We start from the raw sequence: 14018 nt of genomic DNA on the forward strand, positions 1-14018 counted from the left end.
AATTCCTAATTCCTAATTCCTAATTCCTAATTCCTAATTCCTAATTCCTAATTCCTAATTCCTAATTCCTAATTCCTTTTAAGTTTATTTTAAAAATCATATTGACACAATATTTATTATCTGTAATAATATTTATATCGAATCGATATATATCTAATTGATATCAGGAGGCAATATGTTAGAATACATTATTTTAGGATTCTTAATGGAAGAAAAATTAAGTGGGTACGACTTAAAGCAATGGATGTCACATAGTACATCATACTTTTTTGATGCTAGTTTTGGCAGTATCTATCCAGCACTTAAAAGATTAGAAACAAAGGGATATATCCACTGTCATGAAGCTATTTATGGTAGCAAATTAAAAAAAATATATTCTATAACTGATGCAGGTAAAGAATACTTTCTTGAATGGCTAAAAAAACCGATAAAATTTTCTAAAACAAAGCAAGACCATCTTGTTAATATATTCTTTTACAAGTATCTACCTAAAGAAATAATTGAAACAAACTTAAAACTATTTATAGCTGAGGTTGAATCACTCTCAGATAAACTAAATAAACAAAAAATTGATGCAGAAAAAAATCATTGTATTGAACAATATGCATACATGTATTCCACAATGGTTTATGGAGTTGACTATTATAATTTTGTAATTAACTGGTGTAAAGATTTACTAAAAAATTTGTAAGATATAATTTTTAGAAATAAGCATACATAAAAGGAGATGAGACTTATGAGACTTTTAATACATGATTTAACTGAAGAAGAATTAGATAAATTATCACCTAAACTTGATGACGATATAAAAATACTTCCAAACACAAAGGAGATTCACAAGTGTATTGGCTGTTTTGGCTGTTGGATTAAAACACCTACTGAATGTGTTGTAAAAGATTATTATAGCAATATTGGTAAACTTATAAATGAATCTGATGGGCTTGTTATAATAAGCAGATGTTGTTATGGAGGATTCAGCCCTTTTGTAAAAAACATACTTGATAAAAGTATTAGCTATATCCTACCATACTTTGTAATGAAAGATAATATGATGCGTCATAAAAGTAGATATAGCAAACAGATAAATTTAAAAGCCATCTTCTATGGAAATCACATTACAGAAGCTGAAAAAGATATTGCTACCAAATTAGTACGTGGAAATTCTATAAATTTTAATATGAAAGAACACTCTGTTTGTTTTTATGAAAATATACAAGATATAAGAGGTGAATCTATATGAATATAACAATGATAAATGGTAGTCCAAAAGTAAATAAAAATAATTCACAATATTTTTTATCTGAAGTAGAACAACTTATTCAAAAGGACAATAAAGTTTTTACATTTAAAGTAGATAACCCTTCTAAATATCCTGATGCTCTTAATTCTATACTTAATTGTGATAGATTGGTAATTGCATTTCCTCTTTATGTAGATGGGATTCCATCTCATTTAGTTCACTTTTTAGAGGAGTGTGAAAAGTTTTTAAAAACACAAAATAAAAAACCTATTCCAGTGTATGCAATTGTTAACTGTGGATTCTATGAGGGTAAACATAATCATTTGGCAATTCAGATGGTAGAACATTGGTGTAAAAAGGTCAACTTTATATGGGTTCAAGGTGTTGGGATTGGTGCTGGAGAGATGCTTGGCTCACTGACTTCTGTACCTTTGGATAAAGGTCCTAAGAAAAAATTAGGCATTACACTAAAAGAATTATCAAGAAATATACTTAATGACAATATAAATCTTGATAATCCTCATAAAAATAATATTTTTATTTCACCTAATTTTCCTAGATTTCTATATAAATTTATGGGTAATTATCAATGGAATCCTCAAGCTAAATCAAATGGTTTAACTAAGAGTGATATACTAAAGAAATAAAAAAATGGAATGGTATAACAATATCAAAAAAACCATCAAGTATAGTAAAGCCTTTCATCTTGATGGTTTTCATAATGTTCATATTTACTACACAATAGATAGCATAAAATACTCCTGATTTCTATATGTTGCAATTCATTTCTTTTCTTTATGAGCTGTAATGATTGTGTAGCTATAAGCATTTACTGTTATAATACAATTATCTACACTTATATACCAGTTCTTTCCCTTTCTATTAATAATAGTATTTGGAGCTTCTATTTTAATTTTACACCAGCCCACTACATCATTTGTCTCTAAAGAAAGGTTTTTCTTAATTCTTACCATACCTAATTCTGTTGTATGTAATTTATCTAGATTTCTAAGTAATTCATTTTCTGGATTCATTCGTTTTAGAACACCTCACCCTTTACAAAATTAAATACATTATTTAATTATATTTTATCATAGTCTTATAATAAAGTAATTTTTTCTATTGTTTATAAATTCCTTATTGACATATAGAGTTATAAAACTATTTTTACATGAATTTCTCTACTTTAATATTGTTACTTTTTTTAAAGAATTGGAACCCAAAACTGAATTTCGCTCAAACCGCTATTATCAACATTTTCTCCATATTTTACAAAATCATATAAATTATTTTCATTTAATTGACAACTTGAATTAGGAAACCATTCTCGATAAATATATTCCACAACATTTTGCATACTATCTTCATTTTTTCCAATGAAAGTAAAAACAATATAATTACTTTTTGGCAGTGTGAATTTTACCATTCCATTAGGTAACTTACCAAAACAAGATACTTGTGCTCCTGCAATGTATGTAAATGAAGGTGTATTTTCAATTTCTTTAAAATCACTATAATCATTGACTCCAATTAAGAAATCTAAATCTACTTTGTTTTCTATCAGCTCTTTATTTTTATGCAAATCCCTCCAACACTTTCCAATAATATGAAATCCTCTTTTTACTTTACCAGAATACCCAACAATATTTATATCTGTACAATCGACTTTTTTAATGTCTAAAATCATATCTCCACGTAACTTTTTCCGATTATTGATATCAAATTTTAATTGTATTGGTAAGAAGTCTTTATGTTTCCTAAAAAAATTTGGACTATACTTAAACATCTTTTTAAATCCCTTTGAAAAAGAACGCTGTGTATCATACCCTGAAATTAAAGCGATTTCAATAATCGGCTTTTCTGTAAAAATAAGCATTCTTGCTGCTTCAGTCAATCTACGTCTTTGTATATAATTATGAACAGTAAAGCCTACAACGGATGTAAACATTCTATGTAAATGGTACTTTGAATATCCAGTTTCTTTAGCAATAGCTTCTAAATCCAACAGTTCATCTAAAAGATGTATTTCTATATAATCCAAAGCTTTTTCAATAGTAATTAAATTATTATCCACCTGAAACACCTCCTATTTTAACGATAGCATATTATTTTATTTTATTTTTCACATTATTTGCTAATGTTTTGATTTATTTTCCTACATAAAAAGCACTTCAACTTGAAGTGCCTCTCTTACATGTTTATTTTGATACTCTCAATATCGTTTTTGAAATTACAAAATACTCTATATAAATCTTATCAAAATCACTCCATATAAACTTTATTCAGCTTCTCTAATCCTATCAACAATACTATCTTTAGAAATATTATGATAAACCAGCAAAGGTACTATAGATGTTATCAAGAATACTATTAATACACTTATTATCAGTGCTTCTACTGGATAGGTATACACAGAGTATCTTAATTTCATAATATTAAATCCTAAAAATGTAGCCATGCTTCCAAATATAAGATTTATAATCGTTATTATTACACCATAATAAAATCCCTCGAGTATTATCATTTTCTTAAGCTGTGTTTTTGTCATTCCTACTGCTTCAATCATTGCAAATTCCTGTTTACGAGACATTATATTCGTTATCATCGTATTTATAAAGTTTAACACTCCAATTAATCCTATTATAAACACTGCACTCATACCTACGATTTTTATGACTTTTTGACTTTCTCGTGCTTCTTCTACATAAATATTTTTTGAGTAAATCTTTGTATAGGGATTATTATATTTTTCATTCAAATTTTTTATTTTACCTTCAACAGATTTCATATTGCCATTTACATCTATTATTAGATTTTGTATATATGATTTTTCAACCATATTTTTAAAGTCATTTTCATTAATATACATTCTTATTTGGAAATTCTTTGCTCCATCAAGAACTGCCATAACTTTAAACTCAGTATCTACATACCCTTCATCTATATTCTTTCCTTTTAAATATTTAAATTTAATTTTGTCTCCTGCTTTTATCTTACTTCCTTTATGTCCATTAATTACCACATATCCACCTGCATCAAATTTCTTCTCATCTATATTACCTGATAATATCTTAGGATTTTTTTCAGAATATATGATATTATTCTTTGACAATTTACTTAGTAATTCTCCTGAAGATAATCCAATTGTATCAGAAGTTAAGAATCCTCTTTCCTTTGCATCTTCATCTGGATTTCTATTTTGAAGAAATTGCTTTTTATATTCTGTATCTACTTCTTGAGTCAATATCTCATCTTTCAAATCACCTTCATAAGCTATATAACTTAAATCTTTGTATAACTTACTTACCTTACTTACTCCATCTATATTTTTAATATCTTTAATTAATTTTTCATCAATTGTAATAATATCATTCTCTTCAAATTTTACAGAATCAACAAGACCATGATGTATTTCTATATCTCCTAACATCATACCTTCAGCAGCTTTTTCTGGATTAGAGCTACTTATAATTGCAGATACAGTTAAGAATATTATAGAGCTTAACGACATAGAAACTAAAACTAAAATTGCTTTACGTTTATTTCTAAATAGATTTGAAAGTGCCATTTTATGAAGTTTGGAACCATTTCTCCCTTTTTTAGATTTACGTCTAACCCTATTACTTTTGTCACTATATCTCACTGCATCTATAGGTGATACAGAACTTACAATCTTAGCAGGTTTTTGACATGAAAGTCTTACAGTTATATATGAAAACACAATGGCAAATACGAATATTAATGGATTAAAATATTCAAATGCGTTACTATTTAATCCATCCATAAATTTACCAACCAAAGGAACAAATATCATCCCCAATAAAAAACCTAATACTAGACCTATTGGTATTGCCACTATACATAGTCTATTAGCTTGTTTAATAATCAATTTTTTTAATTGATATGGTGACGTTCCTATTGTTTTTAATAAGCCATAATATTTTATATCTTTAACTACTGAAATATAAAAGATATTGTAAATTAACAAATATCCACTTAAAAGAATAAGTGCTATGATTAATATTATTGGTAATATATTTTTAATCATTTCTTTAAAAGTGGTTCCTTGTTTACTTAGATATACAGGATTTATGCTTGCTTTTCCTGAATATGGTTGAATCTTCTTAATTAATTCATCAAATCTAGCTTGCAAATTATTATCATCTAAGAAATTAAGAACTAGACTTGTAGCCGCTACTTCATTTTTTTCCTTATAATTATTATAGAAAGCTTCACTTGCATATACATCATGTAGAGGTATTGCTGTGGCTGTCTTGTATCCAAAATATCCACTTAATATAAATTTGAAAGTTTCTTTTTCATCAGTTGATACTCCATCTTTAACTTTTGAAATTATCACCTTTACTTCAGTACCTATTTTATGAGGTAACTTCAACATATCTAGTACTTCTATAGGCATAACTATTTCATCATTATTCTTTGGTAAACTTCCTTCAATCATCTCTACATTTACAGCATTTTCAAGACTTTTTTCATCATAGACAGCCAAATTTACCGTCTGTGTTGAAAACTCTGGATTTTTTAAACTTCCTATATTCTTCATTATACCAATACTGTTTTTGTCTACTGAACTATCTTTTTTTATAATTTCAATCTGTCTTTTATTTACATCCTGAAGTTGAACATGGCTATTTGTTCCATATTCCATAGCTTTATAGCTATCAAAAGCTTCTAACATACTATATCCTACTGTAAATAACGATGTAAATAAAATTGTCGTCAACGCTATCGCAATTACTGAAACCAAATTCCTCGTTTTATTTGCTTTAAAGCTTCTATCACTCAACTTTTTTATGATTTCTTTATTGTTATTTTCTAACATCAGTCTCACCTCTATTTACAACTTTTCCATCTTCAATTCTTATAATTCTATCTGCCATTTGAGCAATTTGTTCATTATGGGTTATCATAATTATAGTTTGACTAAACTTGCTACTAGTAACTTTTAAAAGACCTAATACATCTTGTTCTGTTTTACTATCTAAATTACCTGTTGGCTCATCAGCTAATATTATAGATGGTTTTGTAGCCAAGGCTCTTGCAATAGCAACTCTCTGTTGTTGTCCCCCTGATAGATTATTTGGTAAATCATCCACTTTTTGAGTAAGCCCTAAAACTTGTATTATTTCATCTACATATTTAGTATCTACTTTGCATCCATCAAGTTCAATTGGTAATACTATATTTTCATAAACATTTAGTATTGGAACTAAATTATAATTTTGAAATACAAATCCTACATTACGTCTTCTAAATATTGTAAGCTCTTCATCATCCATATTGAATATATTATTACTTTCAATAATTACTTCTCCACTACTCGCTCTATCAAGACCTCCTATCATGTGTAGTAATGTACTTTTTCCACTTCCTGATGTCCCTACTATTGCGACAAATTCACCTCTATTTATACTTATATCTATTCCATCTAAAGCTTTTACTATATTTTCACCTTTTCCATAATATTTTTTTAAATTCTTAGTTTCCAGTATTCTCATAATCATATCTCCCTACTAACTTTTTTAATATGTTCCCTAAATGTATGCCGAAATTCTAATTTGATAAGTTTTTTTACTTAGAATAAATTTCTTACTTAAATATTATCATCTAAGCATCTTTTAATCCTCACAGGACTGTTATATTTTAGACATCAATTATAACAGTTTTGAGACATTTAAATAAAAATAGTGCATATGGCGTTATCTAACAAACACTATATGCACTATCTCCAAAGATTTTAAATATAAATTTTTTATAAACATTACACTTACTTTTTAATATTGTTCTCAATTTTTCATATAGATATTGAATGTAGTTCCAACGTTTTTCTGAGAATCGACTTTTATAAACCCACTCTGTTTATTTATAATCTCTCTTGCTAAATACAGCCCTACTCCTATCCCATCTATATTTGTGACTTCTATACTTCTATAAAATCTCTTAAATATATTATTTACATCGCTCTCATCTATACCTATTCCAGTATCACTTATAATAATCTTAGTAAAGATGTCCATCTTATCAACTTTTATTCCTACCTTACCACCTTCAGGCGTATATTTGACTGCATTTTCTATAATATTAAATAGAGCTTCACCAGTCCACTTTTTATCATGATAAACCTCTACCTTATCATCTAAATCAATTTCTAGTGATATATTTTTCTCCTCAAGCTTTAAAAACACACCACTTAAAGCACTTGCGATAGTATCACTTATTCTGCTTTTAGTTACATTTAAAGATATAATTCCTGTTTCTAATCTCGATATTTTTATAAGAGAATTTCCCAACCAGTCTAATTTGTTTACCTGATTTTGCATATTTTCTAAAAACGATACTTGATTTTTTCTATCCAATTCTTTTTGCAATAAAGTCTCATTATACATTGATATATTAGCTATTGGTATTTTTATTTGATGTGATATATCTGATATTAAAGTTTTTATATTTTCTTTTTCATCTACATATTTATTATTTTTAATTTCAATTATCTCTATCATATGTTTTACTTTATTTTGAACTTTTGCAGTTAAAGTATCTTCATTTAAATTAAACTTAATATTTTTATTACCTGCTATAAAATCATCTATATTACATACAATATTATTACTAAAGTCAACTATATCTCTTCTTATTTTAAATACAAAAAATAATGATATTAGAAACATAAAGATTATAAAAATTAAAATAATACAATCAATATTTTTAATAATATCAATTGAATCAGAATACATATACAAGATTTTATTAGTTTGTGATTTTATAACTATAAAGGTCAAGATAGATACTATAAAATATACAATAGAAATACTTTTATAGTAGTTTTTCGTTGAAGTTTTGCTATTTCTCATCTTGTTCACCAGCCCACATATATCCTATTCCATAGACAGTCCTTATATATTTATGCTTAGACGTTTTTTGGTCTATTCGTTTTCTCAATCTATTTATATTTACAGTTAGTGCATGTTCTTCCATATATTCACTATCGCTATCCCATATTGCATCTATCAATGCTTGTCTTGTAACTATTTCATTTTTATGTTGTACTAATTGTTTTAGAATCTTATATTCTATAGGTGAAAAAACTATACTTTCATTGTTTCTACTAACTGTCATTTTGTCAAAATTAAATTCAAAATCACCCTCAATTAAAATATTTTCTTGTATCTCATTACCACATCTTCTAAGCAGTGCTTTTATTCTCTGCATTAATATGTTTATACTAAATGGTTTTGTTATATAATCATCTGCTCCTATCTTAAATCCATTTACAATATCAGATTCCATATCACAAGCTGTCAAAAAAAGAACACCTATCTTTGAATCATTCCTTATATCTTTACAAAATTCAAATCCACTTCCATCAGGAAGATTTACATCTAGTATAATTAAATTTATTTTTTCTGTCTTAAACTTTTCTTTTGCTTCCTTTAGATTATATGTTGGTATAACTTGAAAGCCTTCACTTTGCAAGTTAAAACATATACCATTATTAAGCATGACATCATCTTCCACAACCATTATAGTCTCCATTTTATTTCCCCCAAACTACATATGTATACTGAATTATTAATCTTTTAGTTTCTTTTATTATACTAATTTTATTTTCTCAAATACTACTATTTTGCATAATTTTTTATCATTCACAACAAAAAGAGTGTATATTTAGTAATTTACTCAGTATACACTCTATGCTATTTACATTTTATATGAAATATTAATATTTACTACTTTTAATATCATCTCTATTTCAACGTCATATCTAAAATTTTTATTTGAGTTTACTATAATCTTCATCAGATACAGGCTCCAGCCATTCATTGAAAGCACCTTCAGCTGGCACCTCTATAGCTAAATGCTGAAACCAACTATCAGGTGCAGCTCCATGCCAGTGCTTTATTTCTGGTGGTATGTTTACTACATCACCTGCATGTAATTCCTGAGCTGGCTTTCCAAATTCTTGATAATATCCTCTACCTCCAGTTACAAGTAAAATCTGACCACCCTTATGATGTACATGCCACGAATTTATTGTAGAAGGTGCAAATGTTACATTACCAACTGCCACACCCTTAGTAGTGAGCATATTCAGATAACATTCTCCTGTAAAATACTGCGCAAATGCTTTATTTTCTTCTCCAATAGGAAAAACTGCTCCTATACCTAAATCTTTTTCTCTACTCATTTCTCATCCCCCTATGCCTAATCTAATTTTTTTACACTCTAAGTATACAACTTGAAGTTAACTCTAAGGCAATAGTTTTTATCAGGATAATTTAACTTTTAATTTATATTTATTCATTAAATCTATTCTTTTAAATCTTCATCATCTATTATAGATTTTCTTATATTCAATAATTGGTCCACAAATTGATTAGCAGGAGAATTTAAAATATTCTTAGGAGTGTCATACTGTTGAATAACTCCATGATTTAATACCAAAGTCTTTGTACCTAAAATCAAGGCTTCATAAATATCATGTGTAATAAATATAATTGTAACTCCTGTTTTTTTATGAATTTCTTTTATCTCTTTCTGTAATTGCTTTCGTGTAATCTCATCTACTGCTCCAAAAGGTTCATCCATAAGTAAAATTTCTGGAGAAGAAGCTAGAGCTCTTGCAATACCTACACGTTGTTGTTGACCACCAGATAATTCCGATGGATAACGAACTTTCATATCATTTGGTAAGCCTACTATCCCCATCCACTTGTCTACAGCACTTTTCACTTCTGATTTATTTTTTTTATTGAGAAGATTTGGTACATATGAAATATTTTCTTCAACAGTCATATGAGGAAAAAGAACACTTCCCTGTACACAATATCCTATTTTTCTTCTTAATTTAATTAAATCCTCGTTTTTAATATCTGTTTGATTTATCAATATACTTCCTCTATCTGGCAAAATTAAACCATTAATCATTTTTAAAAGTGTTGTCTTCCCTGAGCCAGATGAACCAATAACAGTTAGAAATTCTCCTTTTTCTATATCTAAATCAAGATTATTTATTATAGATTTATCATCATATTGTTTTTCAATATTTTTAAATTGTATAATAGGTGTCATTATATTTCCTCCAATTATAAAAGACCTTTTTTATTCAAAAACTCACGTGCAACATCTCTAGGTTCTAAATTATTGTTTTCTACATCATAATTCATTTTAGCCATTTCTTTATCAGTCAAAATATTTTCAACCACTTTAAATACTTTTGATAACTCTGGATGCTCCTCTAACACTTCTGAACTAACAACATTTCCACATTGATAAGATGGATAGAAGTTTTTATCATCTTTTAAAACTACAACGTCCGAAACACTATACTGACCATCAGTTGTGAATATAGGCATTACATCAATTTTACCCTCATTGATAGCTTGATATTTTAATCCAATATCTAAATCAACTGTATTTTTAAAGTTTAATCCATACATATTACACAATGGAGTATATCCGTCCTCTCTCTCATAAAAATCATACTCTGCTCCAAACGTCAATTTAGAAGATATCTCTTTTAAATCTGATATATTTTTTAAATTATATTTTTCTGCAACTTCTTTTCTAACTGCTAATGCATAACTATTAGAAAAACCATACATACCAGTCCATTGCATCTTAAGTTTATTTTTGTATTCTGATTGTAGTTTATTAAACATATCTTCAGTATATAATTCATTTTTCTTAAGTACCATATTCCAGCCTGTTCCTGTATACTCTGGATAAATATCAAATTCCCCATTTTCCATAGCTGGCTGAATATTAGACGTTCCTCCACCTACACCTTGTGTAATCTCTACTTTTAAACCTGTATTCTTTTCAATTAAAATATCCAACATCTCACCAAGGATATATTGTTCAGTCATAGGTTTTGTAGCAATATGAATAGTTTGAGTTTTTGAAGAATTAAAGAAGTATGATGTAAAGATGGCTAGCACTATAATAAGACTTCCTAGAATGGCAAAAACTTTTTTTCTATTTTTCTTTTTTCTTTTTCTTTGAAAAAATCTTTCTACTAATCCTAAAATAAAATCAAATACTAACGCTAATAAAGCGATAAGTATACTTCCAGTGATTGTCATCACTGTATTATTTGTTGTGATTCCTCTATATATGGCTACACCTAGTCCTCCTGCACCTATAAACGAGGCAATACCAGCTAATGCAATTGTCATAATGACCATGTTTCTAATACCAGACATGATAACTGGTAGAGCTAGTGGAAGCTTTATTTTATATAGTATCTGAAAGTCTGTACTTCCCATCCCTCTAGCTGCTTCAAGGATATTTTTATCTACGTTAGTGATTCCAGTATATGTATTTCTAACCATAGGTAATAGTGCATAAATAGTAAGGGCAATAACAGCAGTAGTATTTCCAATCCCAGAAAATGGTATTAGAAATCCTAACATAGAAATGGATGGAATTGTATATAGAAAATTGATAGTTCCCAATATAGGTTTAGAAGAACTATGAAATTCACTTACAATAATACCAATTATCCCACCTAAAACAATTGCGATTATTATAGAAATAATAGAAATTGTCAAATGCTCTATAGATAATTTTATAAAAAAATCACTTCTCTCAGATAATAATGTCAAGATATCATTTATCATTTATCTCACTCCTTTTTATGAGTTTTACTTAACAATATTTAAAATTTAATTTAGTAATAACCCTTATTTTAATATATCAATAAATTATTCCATAAATTACACGTTAAGATTATAATATCAAACTTGCAAGTAGGCACAAAAAAGTAACTATTGGAGAATAATTTCTCAATATTCTCCCTAAAAATAATAAAAAATGCCAGAACCGTTAAAAGCTTGATATCTAAACGGATTTCTGACACTATATTTAATTAAATTTGAATATTTCTCATATTATTTACTACTGTTAAGTTTAAGTATCATTTTATATACCCATTCTACTCATTAATATATCATTATATTAATTATATTTTATTTATTATACTATATATTTTGCTGTTAATGATACTCTATTGTTGCACAATTGTTTTGGAGTTCCTTCAAATATTACTTTTCCACCTTTTGCTCCACCTTCAGGACCTATATCAATAATCCAGTCTGCTCTTTTAATTACATCTATATTATGTTCAATTATTATAACTGTATTTCCATTATCTACAATTTCTTCAATTATACTTATAAAATTTTCAATATCTGCCATATGAAGTCCTGTTGTAGGCTCATCCAATATATATACTGAGCTTTCCTTATTTAATTCACTAGCAAGCTTTAATCTTTGACATTCTCCTCCAGATAATGTATCGAGAGTTTGCCCTAAAGTAAGGTATCCAATACCCATTTTTTCAATACATTGTAATTTTGTTTTAATCTGTCTTAAACTAAAAAATTCAATCGCATCTAATACGGACATTTCAAGAACTTCTATTATATTCTTCCCTTGAAATTTATATTCTAAAACCTCTTTTTTAAATTTTTTGCCTTCACAAATATTACAAGTGTTCTTTATACTATCCATAAAAGCAAGATTCATTTCTACTATTCCAGACCCCTTACAATTATCACAAGCCCCCTCTGAGTTTGAACTAAATAAAGAAGCCTTCACTCCATTTGTTTTTGCAAATACGCTTCTTATATTGTTCATAATGCCACTATATGTTGCTAAACTTGACCTTGAGTTTACTGATACAGGACTTTGGTCTATAAGTACAGCATTAGGATTTTGCTTTAAGAATTCAGCCTTAATTAATGTGCTTTTACCTGCACCTGCTACTCCTGTAACTAAAGTCAACACACTCTTAGGTATTTTAATAGATATATTTTTTAAGTTGTTTGTATTGCAGTTTTTAAGTTCTAAATATCCTCTATGCTCTCTTACATTTTCTTTAATAGAAAGAGATTTATTTAAGGCATTCCCTGTAACCGTTCCACTTACAAGTAGATTGTCATAACTTCCTTCATACACAATTTTTCCACCATACTTACCAGCCTTTGGCCCCACATCTACAATGTGGTCTGCAATCTTAATGACATCTGGGTCATGTTCAACAACTATAATTGTATTTCCTTTATCACGTAATTGTTTTAGAAGTTTATTTAATTTATATACATCTCTTGGATGAAGCCCTACACTCGGCTCATCAAAGATATACATTAAATCAACGAGATTACTATTCAGATATTTGACCATCTTTATACGCTGAGATTCACCTCCTGATAGTGAAGATGTCTCTCTATCTAAACTTAAATATCCAAGACCTATATCTATTATACTATTTAATTTTTCTATTATTCCCTTAAGTAAAGGTTGTGCTTCTACTTTATCTATATTTTTAATAACTTCAACTAATTCATCAATTTGCATACTAGTTAAATCTGCTATATTATAGCCATTAATTAAAGACTTGTACACTCTTTCATGAAGTCTTCTCCCATTACATACAGGACATTTGTCTTCTATGAGAAGTTTACTCAACTTTTTCTTAGTAGTGTCTGATATTTCACCCTCTTTACTTAAATATAGACGATTAAATTTAACCATTAATCCTTCATATGTCATGTTTGATTGACCAGCATTTTCTATTTTAATCTTTTCTGCTTTACCATATAAAAATTTTTTTAGTTCTCTTTCTGTATAATCACATATTCTTTTGTCATTCTGAACCTCCCATGACTAAAGTCACAGGGTTCCTGCTTCATAGAATTTTGCATACTAAAATATGTCTTACCAATTCTCCACAGGCTATCCCCGTAGTTCCTACGGT

At 27.9% G+C, this 14018-nt stretch carries 13 protein-coding genes; 3 read left to right on the top strand and 10 right to left on the bottom strand.

What is annotated here, in order from left to right; genetic code table 11:
• Nucleotides 1-175 precede the first annotated feature (175 nt).
• The 3 genes from KGF38_RS19460 to KGF38_RS19470 are packed head-to-tail and all read left to right on the top strand — an operon-like array spanning nucleotide 176 to nucleotide 1887.
• Nucleotides 176-691, top strand: a complete 516-nt coding sequence (locus KGF38_RS19460) for a PadR family transcriptional regulator (RefSeq protein ID WP_227832641.1) — start codon at nucleotides 176-178, stop codon at nucleotides 689-691.
• Nucleotides 692-736: 45 nt separating this feature from the next.
• A complete protein-coding gene (locus KGF38_RS19465) occupies nucleotides 737-1240 on the top strand; it encodes a flavodoxin family protein (RefSeq protein ID WP_227832642.1) in 504 nt (167 codons plus the stop codon).
• Entirely contained in the window at nucleotides 1237-1887 is a 651-nt protein-coding gene (locus tag KGF38_RS19470) for an NAD(P)H-dependent oxidoreductase (protein ID WP_227832643.1), read from the top strand. The genes KGF38_RS19465 and KGF38_RS19470 overlap by 4 nt, the downstream gene beginning before the upstream one ends.
• A 135-nt stretch (nucleotides 1888-2022) precedes the next feature.
• On the opposite strand, the gene KGF38_RS19475 is transcribed toward KGF38_RS19470, so the two are convergent.
• The 10 genes from KGF38_RS19475 to KGF38_RS19520 all read right to left on the bottom strand — a co-directional run bounded on the left by KGF38_RS19475 (nucleotide 2023) and on the right by KGF38_RS19520 (nucleotide 13795).
• A complete protein-coding gene (locus KGF38_RS19475) occupies nucleotides 2023-2274 on the bottom strand; it encodes a DUF3781 domain-containing protein (RefSeq protein ID WP_054270784.1) in 252 nt (83 codons plus the stop codon).
• Between the two features lie 170 nt (nucleotides 2275-2444).
• Entirely contained in the window at nucleotides 2445-3314 is an 870-nt protein-coding gene (locus KGF38_RS19480) for a helix-turn-helix domain-containing protein (RefSeq protein ID WP_227832644.1), read from the bottom strand.
• A 204-nt stretch (nucleotides 3315-3518) separates the two neighbouring features.
• Nucleotides 3519-6083 (bottom strand): ABC transporter permease, encoded by a 2565-nt coding sequence (locus KGF38_RS19485; RefSeq protein ID WP_223195689.1) that lies wholly within the window; start codon nucleotides 6081-6083, stop codon nucleotides 3519-3521.
• Complete coding sequence (locus KGF38_RS19490; protein WP_227832645.1) at nucleotides 6070-6759, bottom strand: ABC transporter ATP-binding protein; 690 nt, start codon at nucleotides 6757-6759, stop codon at nucleotides 6070-6072. The genes KGF38_RS19485 and KGF38_RS19490 overlap by 14 nt, the downstream gene beginning before the upstream one ends.
• Before the next feature lie 288 nt (nucleotides 6760-7047).
• Complete coding sequence (locus KGF38_RS19495) at nucleotides 7048-7929, bottom strand: sensor histidine kinase (protein ID WP_227832646.1); 882 nt, start codon at nucleotides 7927-7929, stop codon at nucleotides 7048-7050.
• A 172-nt stretch (nucleotides 7930-8101) separates the two neighbouring features.
• Nucleotides 8102-8794 (bottom strand): response regulator transcription factor, encoded by a 693-nt coding sequence (locus tag KGF38_RS19500; protein ID WP_227832647.1) that lies wholly within the window; start codon nucleotides 8792-8794, stop codon nucleotides 8102-8104.
• Nucleotides 8795-9032: 238 nt separating this feature from the next.
• Complete coding sequence (locus tag KGF38_RS19505) at nucleotides 9033-9446, bottom strand: cupin domain-containing protein (protein WP_227832648.1); 414 nt, start codon at nucleotides 9444-9446, stop codon at nucleotides 9033-9035.
• A gap of 122 nt (nucleotides 9447-9568) precedes the next feature.
• Entirely contained in the window at nucleotides 9569-10330 is a 762-nt protein-coding gene (locus KGF38_RS19510) for an ABC transporter ATP-binding protein (RefSeq protein ID WP_054270791.1), read from the bottom strand.
• A gap of 14 nt (nucleotides 10331-10344) precedes the next feature.
• On the bottom strand, nucleotides 10345-11880 hold the full coding sequence (locus KGF38_RS19515; protein ID WP_219674354.1) for a glycine betaine ABC transporter substrate-binding protein: 1536 nt from the start codon (nucleotides 11878-11880) through the stop codon (nucleotides 10345-10347).
• Nucleotides 11881-12235: 355 nt separating this feature from the next.
• Entirely contained in the window at nucleotides 12236-13795 is a 1560-nt protein-coding gene (locus KGF38_RS19520; RefSeq protein ID WP_227832649.1) for an ATP-binding cassette domain-containing protein, read from the bottom strand.
• Between the last annotated feature and the right edge of the window lie 223 nt (nucleotides 13796-14018).

Source organism: Clostridioides sp. ZZV14-6387, from assembly GCF_020657835.1.
Classification (GTDB): domain Bacteria; phylum Bacillota; class Clostridia; order Peptostreptococcales; family Peptostreptococcaceae; genus Clostridioides; species Clostridioides difficile_A.

What these genes read in the sequence shown, in the direction of transcription:
- KGF38_RS19460 (WP_227832641.1), top strand. Translation starts at nt 176, where the DNA reads ATGTTAGAATACATTATTTTAGGATTCTTAATGGAAGAAAAATTAAGT.
- KGF38_RS19465 (WP_227832642.1), top strand. Translation starts at nt 737, where the DNA reads ATGAGACTTTTAATACATGATTTAACTGAAGAAGAATTAGATAAATTA.
- KGF38_RS19470 (WP_227832643.1), top strand. Translation starts at nt 1,237, where the DNA reads ATGAATATAACAATGATAAATGGTAGTCCAAAAGTAAATAAAAATAAT.
- KGF38_RS19475 (WP_054270784.1), bottom strand. Translation starts at nt 2,274, where the DNA reads ATGAATCCAGAAAATGAATTACTTAGAAATCTAGATAAATTACATACA.
- KGF38_RS19485 (WP_223195689.1), bottom strand. Translation starts at nt 6,083, where the DNA reads ATGTTAGAAAATAACAATAAAGAAATCATAAAAAAGTTGAGTGATAGA.
- KGF38_RS19490 (WP_227832645.1), bottom strand. Translation starts at nt 6,759, where the DNA reads ATGAGAATACTGGAAACTAAGAATTTAAAAAAATATTATGGAAAAGGT.
- KGF38_RS19495 (WP_227832646.1), bottom strand. Translation starts at nt 7,929, where the DNA reads ATGTTTCTAATATCATTATTTTTTGTATTTAAAATAAGAAGAGATATA.
- KGF38_RS19500 (WP_227832647.1), bottom strand. Translation starts at nt 8,794, where the DNA reads ATGGAGACTATAATGGTTGTGGAAGATGATGTCATGCTTAATAATGGT.
- KGF38_RS19505 (WP_227832648.1), bottom strand. Translation starts at nt 9,446, where the DNA reads ATGAGTAGAGAAAAAGATTTAGGTATAGGAGCAGTTTTTCCTATTGGA.
- KGF38_RS19510 (WP_054270791.1), bottom strand. Translation starts at nt 10,330, where the DNA reads ATGACACCTATTATACAATTTAAAAATATTGAAAAACAATATGATGAT.
- KGF38_RS19515 (WP_219674354.1), bottom strand. Translation starts at nt 11,880, where the DNA reads ATGATAAATGATATCTTGACATTATTATCTGAGAGAAGTGATTTTTTT.
- KGF38_RS19520 (WP_227832649.1), bottom strand. Translation starts at nt 13,795, where the DNA reads ATGGTTAAATTTAATCGTCTATATTTAAGTAAAGAGGGTGAAATATCA.